Here is a 17,711-nt window from a genome sequence, read left to right as displayed (position 1 = left end):
TGCATGGCGGATGAGTCATGGGCTTGCCTACCAGAAATCGCGTTTTATATTTGAAGCAAAAGATGCAGGTCAGCTTCAGCCTACTTGAAATGAACGACCTTAAGCGAGGATTTAAGTCAAATGGAAAAAATGCTGATCCACGGCGGAAAGAAATTGTCCGGTGAAGTTGTGATCGGCGGTGCGAAGAACAGCACGGTTGCTTTAATTCCGGCTGCAATTTTGTCGCGCACCCCGGTGACACTCGATTCAGTGCCGCACATCCAGGATGTCTATAATTTGATGGCCATTTTGGATGATATGAACGTCAAATCTGATTTTACCGAAAATGTTTTGACGATTGATCCAACAGAAATTCACGATGTACCGTTGCCAAACGGTAAGATTAAGAGTCTGCGCGCTTCCTATTATTTTATGGGGGCGTTATTAGGGCGGTTTGGGAAAGCCATTGTTGGATTGCCTGGTGGCGATGATATCGGTCCGCGGCCGATTGATCAACATATTAAGGGGTTTGAAGCGTTAGGGGCTTCCGTGAGTAATGAACACGGTGCAATGGCGATTAAAGCACCTGCTGAAGGTCTACACGGTGCCCGGATTTTCTTGGATATGGTCTCGGTTGGCGCCACCATTAACGTGATTTTGGCGGCAGTGACGGCGAAAGGCCGCACGGTGATCGAAAATGCTGCTAAAGAGCCGGAAATCATCGACTTAGCGACTTACTTAAATAATATGGGCGCCAAGGTGCGGGGTGCCGGTACGGATGTGATCCGGATTAGCGGCGTGCCGACGCTTGAAGCACACAACTCGCACACCATCATCCCTGATCGCATTGAAGCCGGTACTTATTTGGCCATGGCCGCAGCGGTTGGCGAAGGCGTTAAAGTTAAGAACATTATTTCGGAACATTTAGACGCCTTTTTGGCTAAATTGGAAGAAATGGGCGTCGTCATGGACGTGGGTGAGGACAGCATTTTTGTCTATCCGTCAGGCGATTTAAAAATGGTCCAAATCAAAACGATGCCGTACCCGGGATTTGCAACCGACTTGCAACAGCCAATTACACCGTTGATGTTAAAAGCCCATGGTGAAGGACTCATCATTGATACAATTTACCCTAAACGTGTCCGCCATATACCGGAATTATTGCGGATGGGCGCGGACATTACGATTGAAAATGATGTGATCATCCTGCATCATTGCGATCATCTGCAGGGAACCGAGGTCGTGGCTGAGGAAATTCGCGCCGGCGCCTGTCTCATGATTGCCGGGTTGATGGCTGAAGGGACAACGACGATCACCAAGGTCGATAATATCCTGCGCGGCTATGATCGGGTTGTGATGAAACTGCGCGGTTTAGGCGCGGATGTCGAATTGATTGATTGAGATTGCGTTTATAGGTTGCGCGTGATAGACTATTAGAGTTGTAGTCATAGTATCTCTAGATCAGGCAATGATTTAGGGCAAAAGGAGTAATTGATTATGAAGCAAGGCATCCATCCAGATTATCATCCGGTTGTTTTCATGGATTCAGCAACTGGCTTTAAATTTATTTCCGGCTCCACCAAGACTTCCAAAGAAACTATCAAGTGGGAAGACGGCAAAGAATACCCATTGGTTCGGGTAGAAATTTCGTCTGATTCTCATCCGTTCTACACCGGCAAGCAGAAGTTCACGCAGGCCGATGGACGGGTTGACCGGTTCAACAAGAAGTACGGTTTGGATAAGAAATAATAACAAAAAGCAGTCCGGTTGGGCTGCTTTTTTGTTAGCGATAACTTATAATAATATAAGTCGATTTATTAATTAAAGGGATAACTTGTCGAAAATGGAATCACGGAGTCGTTAAGAACTTGTTATACTGATGTCAATGAGGCGGAGGTATTTCTGCCTTAGGCTTACACATTAACTTACACTCCCAAAAAAGTTCCCCCAAACTTTTCCACCGTTATGGTGGTTTTTTTATTGGGGAAAATGGCGCAACCCGATGTCTGGTATTGTGCCCAGCGATGCCTCAGTCCGCCAATATTAGTAAGCAATAATAAAAAGCAGCCAGACTTAGCCGCTTTCGATTTTTATTCTTAGACTTATTTGGCGTTAGGGATGACGTGCTCGATCAAGTCCTCGACTTCAGGACCCGAGAGAATTTGTTGTTCTAGCTTGAGGTTTTGAACGACTTTGCCATCGTGAATAATAATGAGATAAGAATCTTTATATCCGTCATTCAGATAAATAAATGTGATGCGGGCTGCTACAACGACTTGCGCCGATGCGGCACCGCCCATAATCGGGTCAGCATCCGCATCGCTGTAAAAACTAATCGTGCGATCAGGGTCGGGATCATTTAGCAGCGTAAGCTCGAATTCGAGCTTGGTTGCAGTGTGATCGGTGTCAAAATTTGCGTCATGCGTTAAATCATTGACATAATAAGGAAAGGCAAACGCTTGGGCGACTTCTTTGACGACGGACTGACTCATGGCGACCAGTTGATCTTCAGGCAACGTTTTGATTGGCATGGGACCACCTCCTAAAGCTGAGTCTACACCAAGTGCTTACAAAAACATATTAATTGCATCGGTGCCTGGAACCTTTGAGGAAAAGAGGAAACGTCATGACTAAACGATCGAATTTTTTATATTGGTTAAATATCGGTGGCGACCTGCTTTACCTGCTGATTGTCGGCGGGCTTTTCATAAGTGGGCGGCCATTATTCCATGGGCAGGCAATGTTGCTGGCGCAAGTTGCGTCAGGAATCTTAATTGTCAGTCTGCCTAGGTTAATGGAACACTGGTGGCATTTCCGGTTTCCGCCGCTCTTGATTTACTTTTTTGAAATTTTTATTTTGTTGAGCGTTTTGTTAGGTACGGGGTTGCAGTGCTACAGCGTGCCATATTGGGACAAGTTCGAGAATCTCTTCAGCGCGGCCATGTTAGCTGGGTTGGGCTTTGCCATTTTTGCAGCGTTAACGCCCGCAAAACGGTTAGCGACGACGAGTCCTTTGTTAATGGCGTTATTTGCGCTCGCATTTGGTACAACCATCGGCGTATTGTGGGAATTTTATGAATTTACGTTTGACGGCTTGCTGAGCATGAATATGCAACGGTACATGGCGGCAGGTGGCGTGTTGCTGCGCGGTCGGGCCGCGTTGATGGATACCATGGGCGATTTGTTCATGGACTTCTTTGGCTCGCTAGGCTTGGCGGTGTTTGGGTATTTTGGCATTAAACGCGACTTGCGGTGGTTAGATACTTTTAAATTCCAATCCGAAGATCGCGGTAAGCGACAATGAAGGAAACTAACTCAGGACAACAATTTTTGCAACTCGATTGTTGTATTCGGCGTGAGAAAGTTTGGCTGATAACGGCTAAGAAAATGATATTCCTCGGCGGCGGCCTGACGTTTGGCTGACTCATCCGAGGTTGCCAGCCAAACGAGCCACGGGCCAAGCTCCGCGCCGGTCATAAACGTCCGCGCGTGATCGAATAAGGCAGGCCAATCGGCGGCGGTAGCAATGACCGCCATGTGGCCAAAGACTTGCGGATGGACAGGTAGTTCAGGTAGACGAACCGGATGTGGCTGCAATTGTTTGAGAAACGTATCAAAATCAGGTGCAACGGTGAGCCATTGGTCGACTTCGGTATCAATGTAACGAATCCGTCGCGGGTCATGACTCAGATCAAAGCCGAAGTATTGATGACCGGTATGAGCGAAAGGCAAAAAGTCTGCTGGTAGATCGTCTGCAGTGATGGCGGCTCCCGGTGTTCCGAAGGCGTGAATACCAACACCGTCCAGGCCATCACTGGTTGGTTCCGAAGTTGGCAACCACCATCTTTTTGGCAGGCAACCGGTTTTAATCGTGGAAAAATAAGTCGAAGGTATGAGGTCAGTATGTGGAATTGTTGGTAAATTAGGTTGTGGGATCTTGTTTGGCCAGGGTAACATGTGCAGAACTCCTTTTTTGATTGGAAGGTCAAGAATGCCGCTGAAAGTCGTATAATGGTTGTGGGAGTTATAAGGGGTTTTAATCATGCGAAACGCAATGATTTATGTTCATCACGAACCGTTGGCACATTTATTTTTGACTTATGGTATTTCGGCAAGTGATTTGCTGAACAGTCAGCAAAAAATCCCAAGTCATTTGCTGTTATTGCCACCGGTTAACGAACAGGAACAGATTGATCCACATACTTGGTTTAATATTATTAACGGACGGGATCAAGTGCGTGAGTTTCTGCGAAGTAAAGAGGGTCAGACTTGTTGCTGGTTAGATTATGCCCGTCCGCGTTTTTTGCAGGAACTGACCCCTAACGAGATTGCAGAACTGCTATACTTAGGCCATGTCAAAACGCATCTCAGTTCACCTTTTTATTATAAACTACAAAATGAATTGGTTTACTTGCCGTTGCGTAATGGCATGGTGAACATGTATTTGCGGCATGAGACGTTGTTTGAAGCCTTTTTGGCCGCAGCGATTAACAAATATTTGCGACGCATTGCCAACGAGCAGCCGTTTTGGTTACGGTTGAGGCAACAACACTTTTCACCTTTGTCAGATGAAGCCTATACCCAGCTGTTCCCATTAATGGAGGAGGGGGTGCTTTTTGATTTTCGCAATGTGCGGTTTTCCCGTGAACAAATCAGGATTCCGTTACTGGAGCCAAGCAATCGGTTTATTCCGGATAGCGCGTTTCCTGACAATGCCGTTCGGAAGCTTGGTAAATTGGTCTTGATGCGCCAGAAAAATCAGTGGCAGATGGTGCCGACTGAAACTGCCAAAAAAGCGTAACTTTAAGAAACTGCCTGCAAAAGGGCAGTTTCCTGCTTATAATGAATATGTTTGACTGGAAAAAGGTTGATGTGGCCTTTTTTCTGCATGTTGAAACGCGTTCACCGGCGCAGAAGCCTGCGTGTAAGGACCTCGGTCGCAATGGCCAAAGAGCGGCCATCACGCCCGAGGCCACTTACACTCCGGCTTCTAAGCGCGCCGGTTCACGCTTTGTTGAAAACGCGTTCGCTGGGCCAGAAACCTGCACATAAGGACCTTGGTCGCAATGGCCAAGGTCGGGCCATTACGCCCAAGGCCACTTATGCTCCGGTTTCTAACCGGCCCAGCTCACGCTCTTGTTGAAACGCGTTCACCAGCCCAGAAACCTACGTGTAAGGACCTGAGAGCAATGGCCAAAGAGCGGCCATCACGCTCAAGGCCACTTACACTCCGGTTTCTAACCGGGCTGGTTCACGCTCTTGTTGAAACGCGTTTGCTGGCGCAGGAGTCTGCGTGTAAGGACCTTGATCGGCAATGGCCTAGGCCCGGGCCATCACGCTCAAGGCCACTTACACTCCGACTCCTAAGCGCGCCAGCTCACGCTCTACGTTTAAGAATTGGAGTCGAGTTAATGATGAAAATGACATTGGCAGAGGTTGCGCGTGTCGTTAAAGCACAGCCGCTTTCTGAAGCGGATAGTTCGCGCGTGGTCACTGGACTGACCTTTGATTCGCGTCGATTGAAGCCAGGGATGTTATTTGTTCCCTTACAAGGTGAACGTGACGGTCACGAGTTTATTCCGGCTGCCGCTGCTGCGGGGGCGGTGGCGACTTTTGTTGCGGCGGATCATGCACCGATCAAAACTAAATTGGCCGCCTTGGTTGTTCCGGATCCGCTGACGGCCATGCAACAGCTGGCCCAGTATTACTTGTTGATGAAGGTCAATCCCAAAGTTGTTGCCATTACCGGTAGCAACGGGAAAACAACGACTAAAGATATGACGGCGGCGATTTTGGCGACGCAATATCATGTTGTGAAAACGCCAGACAATTATAATAACGAAATTGGCGTACCGATGACGATTTTGAGTATGGAGCCCAATACCGAAGTGCTGGTCCTTGAGATGGGCATGGATCATCCGGGCCAGTTGCACGCGTTGTCATCTTTGGCCGAACCGGATGTTGCAGTTATCACCATGATTGGCGAAGCACATATCGAGTTTTTCAAAACCCGCGCTAAAATTGCCGATGCCAAAATGGAAATCACCGATGGACTGAAAGAAGACGGTACTTTTATCTATAACGGGGATGAGCCATTGCTTATGGAACGTGCCAAAAAGATTACTCAAAAGCAGGAGACTTTTGGGTTGCATCCGGAAAATACCTTGTTTGCACATTCCATTAACGGCCATCGCAATCATACCGAGTTTACGGTTGAACAGTGGCCAGATCTGACTTTTTCGATTCCGATTATGGGCGAGTATAACGTAGTGAATGCATTGGCCGCGCTGCTTGTCGGTCGGCAATTTCATGTGAAGCCCGAGGTCATGCAAAAAGCACTCGCGCATTTTCAGGTGACTGCCAATCGGACGCAGTGGCTGATCGGCGATGCCGGCGAACAAATTCTCAGTGATGTTTATAACGCCAATCCAACGGCGATGCGGGCTGTGATCCGCGACTTTAGTGAATTTACGGCAACCGGCCGGCACATCGCAGTGTTAGGCGACATGCTGGAACTTGGCGACCAAAGCCAGGCGCTGCATGCAGGCTTGGCCGATGCCCTTGATCCTCATGAAGTGCAAGTTGTCTATCTATATGGGTCGGAGATGCACGCACTGGCCGATGCCTTGGCCGACAAGTATTCACCCGATAACCTGCATTATTACCCGCTATCAGCCAAAAACCAGATGATTCGCGATTTGCAAAATGACGTCGGCCATGACGACATGGTGCTGTTAAAGGCAAGTCACGGCTTGCATCTGGAAACGGTTTTGGCAGCGCTGATCGCTGGGGGTCACGCTTGACACAGGCTCATTTTCTAAACGAAAGTCTAATTGAAAGCATCGAGTAAGAGACTGGTTCATACTAAAAAGGCGAGCATACTCTCCAACCGCAGAGAGTATGCTCGCCTTTTTGTTTTCCGGGGGGACAAATTCATTAAGATTATTAAGTCGTCAGTGCCAAAGCGTAGCAATCGTAGGCCAGATGGGGCTCAGCCGTGCAAACAACACAGCGACCGGTTCTGTCGCTGATGTTGTTAGGCGACTTTGAGACAGCGATTTTCTGGCTCAAAGCGCCGTCACAGCGTTCCAGCCCCAGCTGGTCGGAGATTGCGGAGTTTGGCACGGCTCGGGACTTATTGCCTAAGCTTTTTAGATCATTTAGAATTCACTAAACTATAACAATTCTTACTAACTTATAGTGCGGCCTCCCTATTATCTTGTAAATTTTCATGAAATAAACAGCCATACCCCAGTATCAAAGCGCTATCATCGCGACACCGCCGCGTTTGGTCGAAAATTGTAAGTCCATTACCACCACAATTCTGCAATGACACTCGTTCTTGTTTTTCAATTGTGAACGTGCTATTGTTGTTGAGATATGTTTTTTTGTCATTTACTGAAAATGCACGTGATGCCCGCGGATTCCTTGAAAACACGCTTGGGTAAACGCGTGCAGGAATTCTCAAGGAGGAACTCATTTGAAGTTTAAAGAACTAGGTTTGGATCATGATCTCTTAAAGGCAATCGCACAGTCAGGTTTTGAAGAAGCGACCCCGATTCAAGCAGAGACGATCCCACTGGTTCTGGAAGGCAAAGATGTGATCGGTCAAGCACAGACCGGTACCGGGAAAACGGCAGCATTTGGCTTGCCGATTCTGCAACACATCGATAAAGCTGACCGGAGTATCCAAGCACTGGTCATTTCCCCAACCCGGGAATTGGCGATTCAGACCCAAGAAGAACTTTATCGTTTAGGTCGCGACAAGAAGATCAAGGTGCAAGCAGTTTATGGTGGTGCTGATATTCGCCGCCAGATTCGTCAGCTTGCTGACCACCCACAAATTGTGGTCGGAACCCCAGGGCGGATTCTTGATCATATCGGGCGTCACACCTTGAAACTGGAACATCTTGATACCTTGGTATTGGATGAAGCCGACGAAATGCTCGACATGGGCTTTATTGACGATATTGAAAAGATCGTTGAACAGATGCCAACAGAACGTCAGACCTTGCTGTTTTCTGCCACCATGCCGGCAGCCATCATGCGCTTGACCAACAAGTTCATGAAGAGCCCGGTCGTTGTTAAGATTAAGGCTAAAGAGCTGACGGCTGACACCGTTGAACAATATTATGTTCGCGCAAAGGACTATGAAAAGTTCGATGTGATGACGCGTTTGTTCGACGTTCAGGATCCTGATCTGGCATTGATTTTTGGCCGGACAAAACGGCGCGTTGATGAATTAACCCGCGGCTTGAAAGCTCGTGGTTATCGGGCTGAAGGGATTCATGGTGATTTGACGCAGCAAAAGCGCATGAGCGTTTTGCGCCAATTCAAGAGCGGCCAATTGGACTTTTTGGTGGCGACGGATGTTGCGGCCCGTGGGTTGGACATTTCTGGCGTGACGCATGTTTATAACTATGACATTCCGCAAGATCCTGATTCATATGTGCACCGTATCGGTCGGACCGGTCGTGCGGGACACAAAGGGGTTTCGGTAACATTTGTCACACCAAATGAAATTGAATACCTGCACACGATCGAAGACTTGACGAAGAAGCGGATGTTGCCGATGAAGCCGCCAACCGCTGAAGAAGCGTTGATGGGCCAGATTTCCAGTGGCTTCTCCACGATCAAAGAACAAGTCGAAGCCAACGACACTGAAAAGTATGAAGCCATGGCGGAAACGCTTTTGGAAAACTACACCCCGCTGCAATTGGTTTCTGCATACCTTAAAGCAGTCAGCCCGGATGATGCCAGCGCGGTTCCGGTCAAAATCACACCAGAACGGCCACTGCCACATCGCGGTCGCAACAATCACGGCCACGGAAACAATCGTGGCGGCGGTTATAAAGGCGGCTACAAAGCTAAGCGGCGCGAAGGTGGCTATCAAGGCAACCGTGACGGCCGGCGCAACTATGACAAGAAGCGCAACTTCGGCGACAAACGTAAGAATGTCAAACGTAACTTCAAAATTCGTTCAGGCGAATAAGCTTTCACGAGTCAAAGTTCCTAACACGAAAATTGACGGTTAAAATAAAACAGGCACCGAGGCTGATATCGTCTCGGTGCTTTTTTATGGAAAGAAAATGGTTTCTTCATGGCCGCGCATTTTAGAATCAAGTTAGCCACTGTCTCAAAATTTTTTGGACAATAAAAAACATCAAGAACAGATATCCTGTATCATTGAAGTTCCTACACAAACAATGGAAGAGGATATTGTCTTGATGCAGAAACAGGATAGCACACACCGCCAAAAAGGTCAGCACTTAACATCACTCGAGCGCGGAAAAGTGGCCGGATTCCACCAAGCTGGGAAGTCCAATCGTTGGATTGCTGCTGAAATTGGCGTCTGCCCGCAGACCATTAATAATGAAATCAAGCGAGGTACAGTAGATCAGGTCAAGAAGAGTAATGGCAAGCGCGTCTACCATCGACAATACCTGCCAGAGGCTGCTCAGGCACGTTACGAGACTGCACGCTTGAGCTGCCATCGTCCTGACAAGTTCGCCAGCGTACAGGTCTTCTTAGCCTGGTACGTACAGCGAGCTAAGCAGGACAAATGGTCGCCGGATGCTTCAATCGGCTATGCCAAGCGACACAAGCTGTTTACTCCTGAAGAGCTTGTTTGTGCCTCGACTTTGTACCAGTACATTGACGACCAACGCCTAGAGATTCGAAATATCGACCTGTTGGAGAAGACTAAGCGGAAGACCTCTCACCAGCACCACACCAAGGCTAAGCGCCTGGCTGGCCGCAGTATCGAGGAACGGCCTAAGGTCGTTGAACGACGCAGGCAGTTCGGTCACTGGGAGATGGATACCATTGTCGGTAAACGCAATGGCAAGGAGAGCGTCATCTTGACTCTGATTGAGCGCAAGACCCGTTGCCAACTTCTCCGCTTGATCGAAGGACGAGATGCAGACTCTGTGAGCTATGCATTGCGTGGAATCAAGCGCGAATGGGGAGCTTGCATCAAGACCATCACAGCCGACAACGGACCCGAGTTCACCGCCTTAAATACTGCTTTTGCTGGGACGGAAACTGAGATCTTCTACGCCCATCCTTACACGTCCTGCGACCGTGGCACCAACGAGGCACATAACCGGATGATCCGCCAGGACTTCCCTAAGGGCATGTCCCTAGATGACATTAGCCCTAGTCAAGTGCAGGCCACGCAAGACCGCTTGAATCAGTTGCCTCGCAAACAACAGGGCTACTGCACACCCCAGCAAAACTTTGAGGCCGAAGCTCGGCGCGTTCGCCGCATGGCCCAGTAGTCTCTCTAGCGCCACAACTTCTATTTGATAACGGCCTGTTCTGGGATTGTCCTCAACGACTGGCTAACTTGTTCTTGCAATTTACGGTTTCTTCATGGCAACATATAGCAGCCAAATTGCCGAACATGGCCGATTTTTAATCAAAGCATGCTAAAATGACTTTATCAAATGTATTGGAGGCCAAGTATGATTTATGGCATCGGGGTTGATGTGACAGATTTAGACCGAATTCAAGCCGCTCAGGAAAAGAACCATGGATTCGCCGCGAAGATTCTGACACCCGTAGAATTAGCAAACTATCAACAATTGGATGGCCGCCGTGCTGTTGAGTATCTTTCTGGCCGGTTTTCGGCTAAGGAATCTTATTCCAAAGCTTTCGGCACCGGACTAGGCAAGGTCGCTTTGCAGGATGTTGAAATTCTGAATAACGAACTTGGCAAGCCGATTCTGACGAAACACCCATTTGCCGGCAATGCGTTTGTTTCCATTTCCCATAGTGAAACTTTGGTGTTCACCGAGGTAATTTTAGAAAAAGAAGGTCCTGAACGTGACGATCGGTAACTTCCGACCAGCAACAGTTTTGATTGATGAAACAGCTATTTTGCATAATGTCCAGCATGAGGTGGCGCGGTTAAAAAAGAAGACCCAACTTTTTGCCGTTGTCAAAGCCGATGCTTATGGTCACGGCATGTTGCGGGTGGCACGGGTTGCGAAAGCCGCTGGCGCAAGCGGCTTTTGTGTGGCGCTGCTTGACGAGGCGTTAGATTTACGGGACGCCAATTTTGTCGAGCCAATTCTGGTTTTAGGCATTGTGCCAAGCCAGTACGCTGCGATGGCTGCGGCACAAACGATTTCGTTACCGATTAGCAGTGTCGAATGGCTTGAGCAGGCGTTACCGGTGTTGGAAGCCCAACCGGAGTTGCCGCCTTTACGCATTCATCTTGCGTTGGATACCGGAATGGGGCGGATTGGCTTTACGGAAGATCAGGCACTTTTGGATGCCCTGAAGTTCATTCAGGAACATCCCAAACAGTTTACGGTTGAAGGCATTTTCACCCATTTTGCCACAGCAGATGATCCGGACGATGCCTATTTCAAACAGCAAGTGGCCAAGTTTAATCACATGGTGGACTTATTGCCAACCCGGCCCCGGTACGTGCACGTCTCGAACTCGGCGACCAGTCTGTGGCATGCAGCATGTAACGGCAACATGATTCGCTACGGTGTGGCGATTTATGGCCTGAACCCATCTGGTGATGCGATTCCGACAACACCTTTCCCGCTGGAACCTGCCTTGTCACTGGAAAGTGAATTGACTTACTGCAAGCAGGTTCATGCCGGTGACGGTATTTCCTATGGTGTCACCTATCGCGCTAAAGGTGACGAGTTTATCGGTACCGTTCCGATTGGGTATGCTGATGGATGGCTGCGGCGGCTGCAAGGGTTCCATGTGTTGGTTGATGGCCATGCCTGCGAGATTGTTGGCCGAATTTGCATGGATCAGTTCATGATTCGTCTACCAAAAGCCTATCCGGCAGGCACCAAAGTCGTTTTAATCGGGCAAAGCGGCGATCAGGAAATCACGCTCTTAGATGTCGCCAAGTATAGCGACACGATTCATTACGAAATTGCCTGCAATTTGACGCCGCGGTTAAAACGGCAAAGCATCAATCTGATCGGCAAATAACAAGGCAGTTTTTCAGATGATTGGCTAAGTGCGGTAGCTCCTGAATCGATTTTGTGATAAAGTAGCAACATGAACTTGGGAAGTTGGAGGAAGTTGTCATGAAGAAGCAAACGTCAGTAACGGTAACGTTTGATGCTGCTATTAAGGCGCGGTTAGATGCCTATTGTGAGTTGAATGACACGGATACTCAAGATGTGATCACGACAGCAGTGGCCAAATTTTTGCAGTCACAAGCACCCGATATCAACCAGCTGATTTCCGGCTACGTTGTCATGGGACAGATCAATACAGAGATCAGTCATGCTTTCTCCGCCTGCGAAAGTGAGGCATACGCCCATATTCGATAAGCAACGGGGGGCAAAAGCATGGATGTAACCGTAAAACGCGGAGATGTATTCTTCGCCGATTTATCGCCGGTTGTTGGATCCGAACAGGGTGGCAATCGACCTGTACTTATTATTCAAAATAACGTTGGTAACCACTACAGCCCTACGGTTATTGTGGCGGCCATTACCTCCAAGATTCAGAAACCCAAGATGCCCACTCATGTTGGCTTACGGGCAAAACAAGATGGGGTTGAACGTAACTCGGTGATTTTGCTAGAGCAGATTCGCACCATCGATAAGCAGCGATTACAGGCGCGTGTGACGGCTTTATCAAGCGCAAAAATGGCGGCTGTTGACCGTGCGTTGGCAATTTCAGTAGGGCTCGTTAGTTTGCCCAAACCAAAAACATACAATAAAAATTAACGCAATATTTTGGCAAAAAGCCGCCCCCACCTCAGTGATAAATTGATTGAGATGGGTGCGGCTTTTGGTTTATTCGACAACAACTGGCGTACCAGTTGGGACGGTTTCGAAAATCCACTTGGCATCCGGAATACTGAGGCGTACACAGCCATGTGAACCGGGTTTCTGGCCCAACTTTGCCGCTTCAGATTCAATATATTGACCGTTGACGTCAGTCGGCACGGTGTGGAATAAGTAGGTCCCGTGTAAGTAAAAGCTCGTGTAATAATGCGCGCCCATTTGTTCTTCAGGATTGAAAAAGTCATAGCCGCGTTCAGACTGAATCTTAAAGTGCCCATGCGGTGTCGAGTCGTCGATACCAGTTGAAGCATACATGGTGTAAAGGGTTTTAGCACCATCTTTAACAAATACCCGTTGCTTGTTCAAACTGACAACCAGCGAAAGGTGCGGGTGTTGCGTCAAGTCGGGATAAGGCTGATTTTCAGAGGGAGCTTGCCAGTCGATTTTCTTTGTCACGTTAAGAGCGACTTTGCTAGTAGGCTGATGTGAAGACTGGCTCACCTTGGCGAGTGTTGTTCCGGTGCGAAAAATGGTGGCAGCGGGAACCGATTTTTCTACTTGTTGGCCGGTGATGATGGTCACCAAACATACTGGTACCAAGACCGCGAAGAAAAACAGCTGCTTGCGAAATTTTGGTTTGAAATGATGGCTACGAAGGAAACGAACAGTGAAGACGATTCGATCCCAAAAATGCGTCAGAGTTTTCATGCGAGGTTTTCCTCCCCCGTGTCACGATCATTAGACCTAGATACTTATGCCAACGTATTATAAAGGATCTGCACTGCTTAAACCAGTAAACCGAATTGGCGCCAATGCTAATAGGCGATCTAAGCAGCGAGAAATGCGCGCCATACGCGTTCACCGGCACAGAAGCTTGCGTGTGTAAGGACCTTGAAGCCTAGATGGCCAAAGCCCAGCCATTTAGGCTTCAAGGCCACTTACGCTCCAGCTTCTGACCGCGCCGGTTCACGCTCACCATATAAAAAAGCTCGGCAGTAGTCATAACGTTGCCGAGCTTTTTAAAATCGGATTACAATTCTTCATCTACCCGAATCGGCTGTCCGGATTGCAGATCGTCAATTTCAACCACGCGGAAACTCTTTTTCTCCAGGCGTGAGACAATTTCATTTAACGTGTTTTCATCGGTCCCTGCAGGTAATGTGAACAAGGTACGGCGGACGAATTCGTCGCGTTTGGCATCCAAGGTGATACAACCGGAAATGGACACATACTTAGCCAAAATCTTGCTCATTTTTGCCAAGTCGCCGCGTTCGCCGGTGGACATCACGGTCAGAACATAGGAGCCAACGTCAACGTTCCAAGCCTCAGACAGCATCCCAAGCAATTTGGCATGTGTGAGAATCCCGTAAAAGTTGGCATTTTCGTCCAAGACCGCGATGTAAGGCAGATCCTTGATGTTGAAGAAGACTTTGAAAAATGGGGCATTCACCGGAATCGTCTTGGTCGCATTCTTCAGCAGATAAGTAACCGGCAGACTCATATCGCCGCCTTGGGACTTATGGCGATAGATATGCATCTTGTAAATATTGCCGCGGAAGATCGTGCCGCTTTCATCCAAGATCGGCACACAACGAAAGCCGGAGTCTTCAAGGATCTTCAATGCTTCTTCAAGGGTGACTGTTTCCTTGACAGTGGTCAGGAATTCCTTTTTTAATACTAACGACTTAATTAACATTCGTTTTCCTCCATCAAAGGTGCACACTTTATTAAAATGTTCTAATCTTGTCCTATGATACCATAGTTTTTTGACGGTGTAACGGTCTTTCCGAGTAAAAAGTCACCGCCGGATGTTGCTTCACAATTGGGCACAAAAAATCGGCTCAGCAGACGGGTGCGTCACATGAGCCGATGTTAATTGTTGCTGACTAAGATGATATAGATTGGAAAGCTTAATAAATGATAACCGGCGTTCCTTCATCAACTGCGGCATATAACTTCGCCATGAAATCAGGCGGGTTGTTGACACAGCCGTGAGAACCGTGTTCCTTGTACCAATCGCCACCGTATTTAGGTTGCCACGGGCTGTCGTGAAGACCGACACCCGTGTAATCGATTGGCATCCAGTAAGAAACCGGGCTGGCATAGGAGCTGCCGTCATCATTTTTACCGCGCAACGTTGCATTACGTTGCTTCGACCAAACATAGAAGACACCAGATGGGGTTTCCTGGCTCGGCTTACCGGTTACGATATCGGAATCCATGACGACCTTCCCATCTTTAATGAACCATTCGTGTTGTTTCTCTTTTGAAACTTCAACGTAGGTTTTGCCGATATCGCCGTCAGTTGCGTAACCGGAACCGCTGTGGACGACTTCCTTGTTAAGATCCTGTCCAGCTTTGACGCTGGCAAGAATCATCGCTGCGGTCGAGGTGACATTAATGCTCCAGCCATACGTGCCAGCAGGAACCGAAACTGTCCCTTGCTGTTGCGAGTTAAACTGCCGGGTCTTATTAATGGTGCTGTACTGCTGTGATAGCGTCGAGACATAATTGGTAATGGCCTGACTGGAGACTGTTGCCTTGCCGTTGTCGTTGGTAACCCAGCTCATCACGGTTGCTTGAGGAACTGTGACGGTCTTGGACTGAATTTGCAAGGATACTTTGGTTCCGGCAAGCTTATTCATATCCCGTTCTGTCGTTTGCAGACTACTGTCAGACGCCTTAACGGTCGGCTTTTTGTACGTATCCGTTAAATTAACGGTTTGCCGATGATTATCCAAGGCGGTCGTCACCGTTTTAGCAAGTTTATCAGCGTCAATCTGATTACCGTTGACTTCTTTTTGAATCTTGAACTGGGTGCCATCTGCAACGAGTTTGGCATTGACCGGTTCCTGGCGTCCTTGGTTCAGTTTATTGGCAGTGGTGTCCGCAAACTGTTTTAGGGAAACACTGTTAATCGAAGGATCCTCATCAGCATGAGTCTTTTGACCCGCAAAAATCGAAGTGGTCCACAACCACGGATTTTGCTTATTCAGTGCCTGATTGAGACCCTTTTTGAAATCCTGGCTTAAGCCCAGGGCTCGGCCTTTGACCTTCATGACTTTTTTATTGCCTTCAACAAACGTATATTGGCGCTCATTGAACTGTTGTACCAGCTTCTTATTGGCCGCATTAACCGATTGACCTGATACATCAATTCCCAGAATTTCCGTGTTAGGTAAAAAATGATCGCGATAGTGCATGCTCCGGACGATATAAAACCCGCCTAGAAGAACGACTAGCGCGCCGACAACGAGGAGCCACCGTTTATTCTTATTCACTGATCGCTGCCTCCTGCTCCTTGTTTGTTCCTGTTTCGTAGCAAGCACTTCCTCAAAAAAATGACATTGTTCTTGCCCATTATAAGGTAACAAGCCCAGAATTAAAAGCGGTACGCCTCGTTCAGCTATAGGCATTTCGGGTGTGTTAACCATTAGCGGAGCGGCATCTGACAACTTTAAAAAAACATTATACTTTCAGGATGCTGCCAAGCGAGAGAAATGCGCTAAAGTCCCTAATCATTTTCGAGATTAAAAAAAGAACAACCGGGCAGTTGCCCGGCTGTTCTAGACTCAGTCATGATGATGATTACTGACGGGTTTCGATGTCGTTCTTCGCGAAGGCATCAGTCAGAACCTTCTTCAATTGTGAAGCAGATTTCTGCATGGATTCCTCTTCGTGGTCGGTCAATGGAATTTCCAGAATGTTCTGGATACCATTGCGGTTGATCACAGCTGGGGTACCGATGTAGATGTCGTTCAAGCCATATTGACCATCCATGTAAACGGACAGTGGCAGAACAGCATTTTCATCGTTCAGGATAGCCTTGGAGATACGTGCCAAAGCAGTTGCGATACCATAGAAGGTTGCGCCCTTGAGTTTGATGATTTCGTAAGCAGCGTCACGAACGTCTTCAAACATCTTAACAAGCTTGTCTTCCTTGATTTCCGGATGTGCTTTAACCCATTCGGCAATGGTAACGCCACCGATGTTAGCGTGTGACCATACAGGGAATTCAGTGTCACCATGTTCACCCATGATGTAAGCGTGGACCGAACGTGCATCAACGTTAACCATTTCAGCAATGGACTGACGGAAACGTGCGGTATCCAATGAAGTACCTGAACCAACAACCCGGTTCTTCGGGAAGCCGGAAAGTTTCCAAGTTGCATAGGTCAAGATATCAACTGGGTTGGCAGCAACCAAGAAGATACCGTTAAAGCCAGAATCCACAATCGGATCAACAATGGACTTCAAGATCTTCAAGTTCTTGTTAACCAGATCCAAGCGGGTTTCGCCTGGCTTCTGAGGAGCACCAGCAGTGATAACAACCAGATCAGCATCCTTGGCATCGCTGTATTCAGCTGAATAAATCTTCTTTGGGCTGGTGAATGGCAGCGCGTTGCTTAAGTCAATCGCGTCACCCTTCGTCTTGTCCTTAAAAATGTCAACGATCCCGATTTCTTGTGCAATACCTTGCAATACCATTGCATAGGCATAACTTGAACCAACGGCGCCGTCACCAACGAGAATAACTTTTTGGTGATCCTTATCCGTAATACTTGCCACGGTGATATCATCCTTTCTTATGTGCATGCAAACTGCATTTCATTGTGAGTATAACACATTATCAATTCGCCGAAACAAAATTGACAGACTTTTTCATAATTTTGCCATGGTTAAAAAGTCGCGCTCAGCCTTACAATAGCAAGACTTGTGAATCCTGTGACAAGCTCGCTTTCAGGAACGAAAACGCTTGCATGAGCGATTTTCACGAGGACTAAAAGCTTAACAGTTCACAAAATGAATGTGCACAGTTAATCAGTCCTGATGTGTTATACTGCATACTAATAGAAATTCACGTCCCAGTATGTGGATGACGGTGTATAGCGAAGTGACACCAAGCGCTTAACCTTGTGATGTTGGTTAGTGTTTGGTGTCCTTCGCTTGGCTTGG

The 17,711-nt window shown here is 47.9% G+C and carries 18 protein-coding genes; 12 read left to right on the top strand and 6 right to left on the bottom strand.

The window, feature by feature from the left end; translation table 11 throughout:
* The first annotated feature begins 120 nt into the window (after positions 1 to 120).
* Together LBCZ_RS12140 and LBCZ_RS12135 are read left to right on the top strand one after the other, a co-directional pair.
* Positions 121 to 1,380 (top strand): UDP-N-acetylglucosamine 1-carboxyvinyltransferase, encoded by a 1,260-nt coding sequence (locus LBCZ_RS12140; protein ID WP_039639933.1) that lies wholly within the window; start codon positions 121 to 123, stop codon positions 1,378 to 1,380.
* A gap of 96 nt (positions 1,381 to 1,476) precedes the next feature.
* On the top strand, positions 1,477 to 1,728 hold the full coding sequence (locus LBCZ_RS12135; protein WP_025013790.1) for a type B 50S ribosomal protein L31: 252 nt from the start codon (positions 1,477 to 1,479) through the stop codon (positions 1,726 to 1,728).
* A gap of 353 nt (positions 1,729 to 2,081) precedes the next feature.
* Here LBCZ_RS12135 and LBCZ_RS12130 read toward each other — a convergent pair whose 3' ends face one another.
* Positions 2,082 to 2,510: a hypothetical protein gene (locus LBCZ_RS12130; protein WP_025013791.1), complete on the bottom strand. Its 429-nt coding sequence runs from the start codon at positions 2,508 to 2,510 to the stop codon at positions 2,082 to 2,084.
* 95 nt (positions 2,511 to 2,605) lie between these two features.
* Here LBCZ_RS12130 and LBCZ_RS12125 point away from each other — a divergent pair, with 95 nt between their 5' ends.
* Entirely contained in the window at positions 2,606 to 3,283 is a 678-nt protein-coding gene (locus tag LBCZ_RS12125) for a DUF2238 domain-containing protein (RefSeq protein ID WP_025013792.1), read from the top strand.
* A gap of 11 nt (positions 3,284 to 3,294) precedes the next feature.
* Here LBCZ_RS12125 and LBCZ_RS12120 read toward each other — a convergent pair whose 3' ends face one another.
* Positions 3,295 to 3,936 carry an SMI1/KNR4 family protein gene (locus tag LBCZ_RS12120; protein WP_032959070.1) on the bottom strand — a complete coding sequence of 214 codons (642 nt, stop codon included), beginning with the start codon at positions 3,934 to 3,936 and terminating at the stop codon, positions 3,295 to 3,297.
* An 85-nt stretch (positions 3,937 to 4,021) separates the two neighbouring features.
* Here LBCZ_RS12120 and LBCZ_RS12115 point away from each other — a divergent pair, with 85 nt between their 5' ends.
* The 9 genes from LBCZ_RS12115 (at position 4,022) to LBCZ_RS12075 (ending at position 12,695) form a co-directional block, all read left to right on the top strand.
* Positions 4,022 to 4,780, top strand: a complete 759-nt coding sequence (locus tag LBCZ_RS12115) for a hypothetical protein (RefSeq protein WP_025013794.1) — start codon at positions 4,022 to 4,024, stop codon at positions 4,778 to 4,780.
* Between the two features lie 613 nt (positions 4,781 to 5,393).
* The gene (locus tag LBCZ_RS12105) at positions 5,394 to 6,782 is read left to right on the top strand and encodes a UDP-N-acetylmuramoyl-tripeptide--D-alanyl-D-alanine ligase (protein WP_039640078.1); all 1,389 of its coding nucleotides are present in this window, start codon (positions 5,394 to 5,396) and stop codon (positions 6,780 to 6,782) included.
* Between the two features lie 194 nt (positions 6,783 to 6,976).
* The gene (locus tag LBCZ_RS15975) at positions 6,977 to 7,153 is read left to right on the top strand and encodes a hypothetical protein (protein ID WP_162483685.1); all 177 of its coding nucleotides are present in this window, start codon (positions 6,977 to 6,979) and stop codon (positions 7,151 to 7,153) included.
* Positions 7,154 to 7,459: 306 nt separating this feature from the next.
* Positions 7,460 to 8,971, top strand: a complete 1,512-nt coding sequence (cshA, locus tag LBCZ_RS12100) for a degradosome RNA helicase CshA (RefSeq protein ID WP_025013796.1) — start codon at positions 7,460 to 7,462, stop codon at positions 8,969 to 8,971.
* A 235-nt stretch (positions 8,972 to 9,206) separates the two neighbouring features.
* Positions 9,207 to 10,259, top strand: coding sequence for an IS30 family transposase (locus LBCZ_RS12095; RefSeq protein ID WP_039638840.1), 1,053 nt, complete (start codon positions 9,207 to 9,209; stop codon positions 10,257 to 10,259).
* A 186-nt stretch (positions 10,260 to 10,445) separates the two neighbouring features.
* Positions 10,446 to 10,820, top strand: a complete 375-nt coding sequence (gene acpS / locus LBCZ_RS12090) for a holo-ACP synthase (protein WP_039639939.1) — start codon at positions 10,446 to 10,448, stop codon at positions 10,818 to 10,820.
* Positions 10,807 to 11,946, top strand: a complete 1,140-nt coding sequence (alr, locus tag LBCZ_RS12085; protein WP_025013376.1) for an alanine racemase — start codon at positions 10,807 to 10,809, stop codon at positions 11,944 to 11,946. The genes acpS and alr overlap by 14 nt, the downstream gene beginning before the upstream one ends.
* A gap of 98 nt (positions 11,947 to 12,044) precedes the next feature.
* Positions 12,045 to 12,293 carry an antitoxin gene (locus tag LBCZ_RS12080; protein WP_025013377.1) on the top strand — a complete coding sequence of 83 codons (249 nt, stop codon included), beginning with the start codon at positions 12,045 to 12,047 and terminating at the stop codon, positions 12,291 to 12,293.
* Between the two features lie 18 nt (positions 12,294 to 12,311).
* Positions 12,312 to 12,695 (top strand): type II toxin-antitoxin system PemK/MazF family toxin, encoded by a 384-nt coding sequence (locus LBCZ_RS12075; RefSeq protein ID WP_005686631.1) that lies wholly within the window; start codon positions 12,312 to 12,314, stop codon positions 12,693 to 12,695.
* A gap of 69 nt (positions 12,696 to 12,764) precedes the next feature.
* Here the strand turns inward: LBCZ_RS12075 and LBCZ_RS12070 are convergent, their stop codons facing one another.
* The 4 genes from LBCZ_RS12070 to LBCZ_RS12055 all read right to left on the bottom strand — a co-directional run bounded on the left by LBCZ_RS12070 (position 12,765) and on the right by LBCZ_RS12055 (position 17,351).
* Entirely contained in the window at positions 12,765 to 13,463 is a 699-nt protein-coding gene (locus LBCZ_RS12070; protein WP_025013378.1) for a L,D-transpeptidase, read from the bottom strand.
* A 322-nt stretch (positions 13,464 to 13,785) separates the two neighbouring features.
* A complete protein-coding gene (gene cbpA, locus LBCZ_RS12065; RefSeq protein ID WP_010491258.1) occupies positions 13,786 to 14,451 on the bottom strand; it encodes a cyclic di-AMP binding protein CbpA in 666 nt (221 codons plus the stop codon).
* A gap of 214 nt (positions 14,452 to 14,665) precedes the next feature.
* Positions 14,666 to 16,036, bottom strand: coding sequence for a L,D-transpeptidase family protein (locus LBCZ_RS12060; RefSeq protein ID WP_025013379.1), 1,371 nt, complete (start codon positions 16,034 to 16,036; stop codon positions 14,666 to 14,668).
* Positions 16,037 to 16,343: 307 nt separating this feature from the next.
* Positions 16,344 to 17,351, bottom strand: coding sequence for an L-lactate dehydrogenase (locus LBCZ_RS12055; protein ID WP_003662706.1), 1,008 nt, complete (start codon positions 17,349 to 17,351; stop codon positions 16,344 to 16,346).
* Positions 17,352 to 17,711: the final 360 nt, after the last annotated feature.

This window comes from Lacticaseibacillus casei DSM 20011 = JCM 1134 = ATCC 393 (genome assembly GCF_000829055.1).
Lineage (GTDB): Bacteria > Bacillota > Bacilli > Lactobacillales > Lactobacillaceae > Lacticaseibacillus > Lacticaseibacillus casei.
The sequence above is the reverse complement of the archived record's forward strand: the minus strand, read 5'-3'. Positions and strand labels throughout refer to the sequence as shown.

Coding starts and splice junctions, on each gene's coding strand:
- LBCZ_RS12140 (WP_039639933.1), top strand. CDS start 121: ATGGAAAAAATGCTGATCCACGGCGGAAAGAAATTGTCCGGTGAAGTT.
- LBCZ_RS12135 (WP_025013790.1), top strand. CDS start 1,477: ATGAAGCAAGGCATCCATCCAGATTATCATCCGGTTGTTTTCATGGAT.
- LBCZ_RS12130 (WP_025013791.1), bottom strand. CDS start 2,510: ATGCCAATCAAAACGTTGCCTGAAGATCAACTGGTCGCCATGAGTCAG.
- LBCZ_RS12125 (WP_025013792.1), top strand. CDS start 2,606: ATGACTAAACGATCGAATTTTTTATATTGGTTAAATATCGGTGGCGAC.
- LBCZ_RS12120 (WP_032959070.1), bottom strand. CDS start 3,936: ATGTTACCCTGGCCAAACAAGATCCCACAACCTAATTTACCAACAATT.
- LBCZ_RS12115 (WP_025013794.1), top strand. CDS start 4,022: ATGCGAAACGCAATGATTTATGTTCATCACGAACCGTTGGCACATTTA.
- LBCZ_RS12105 (WP_039640078.1), top strand. CDS start 5,394: ATGAAAATGACATTGGCAGAGGTTGCGCGTGTCGTTAAAGCACAGCCG.
- LBCZ_RS12095 (WP_039638840.1), top strand. CDS start 9,207: ATGCAGAAACAGGATAGCACACACCGCCAAAAAGGTCAGCACTTAACA.
- acpS (WP_039639939.1), top strand. CDS start 10,446: ATGATTTATGGCATCGGGGTTGATGTGACAGATTTAGACCGAATTCAA.
- LBCZ_RS12080 (WP_025013377.1), top strand. CDS start 12,045: ATGAAGAAGCAAACGTCAGTAACGGTAACGTTTGATGCTGCTATTAAG.
- LBCZ_RS12075 (WP_005686631.1), top strand. CDS start 12,312: ATGGATGTAACCGTAAAACGCGGAGATGTATTCTTCGCCGATTTATCG.
- LBCZ_RS12070 (WP_025013378.1), bottom strand. CDS start 13,463: ATGAAAACTCTGACGCATTTTTGGGATCGAATCGTCTTCACTGTTCGT.
- cbpA (WP_010491258.1), bottom strand. CDS start 14,451: ATGTTAATTAAGTCGTTAGTATTAAAAAAGGAATTCCTGACCACTGTC.
- LBCZ_RS12055 (WP_003662706.1), bottom strand. CDS start 17,351: ATGCACATAAGAAAGGATGATATCACCGTGGCAAGTATTACGGATAAG.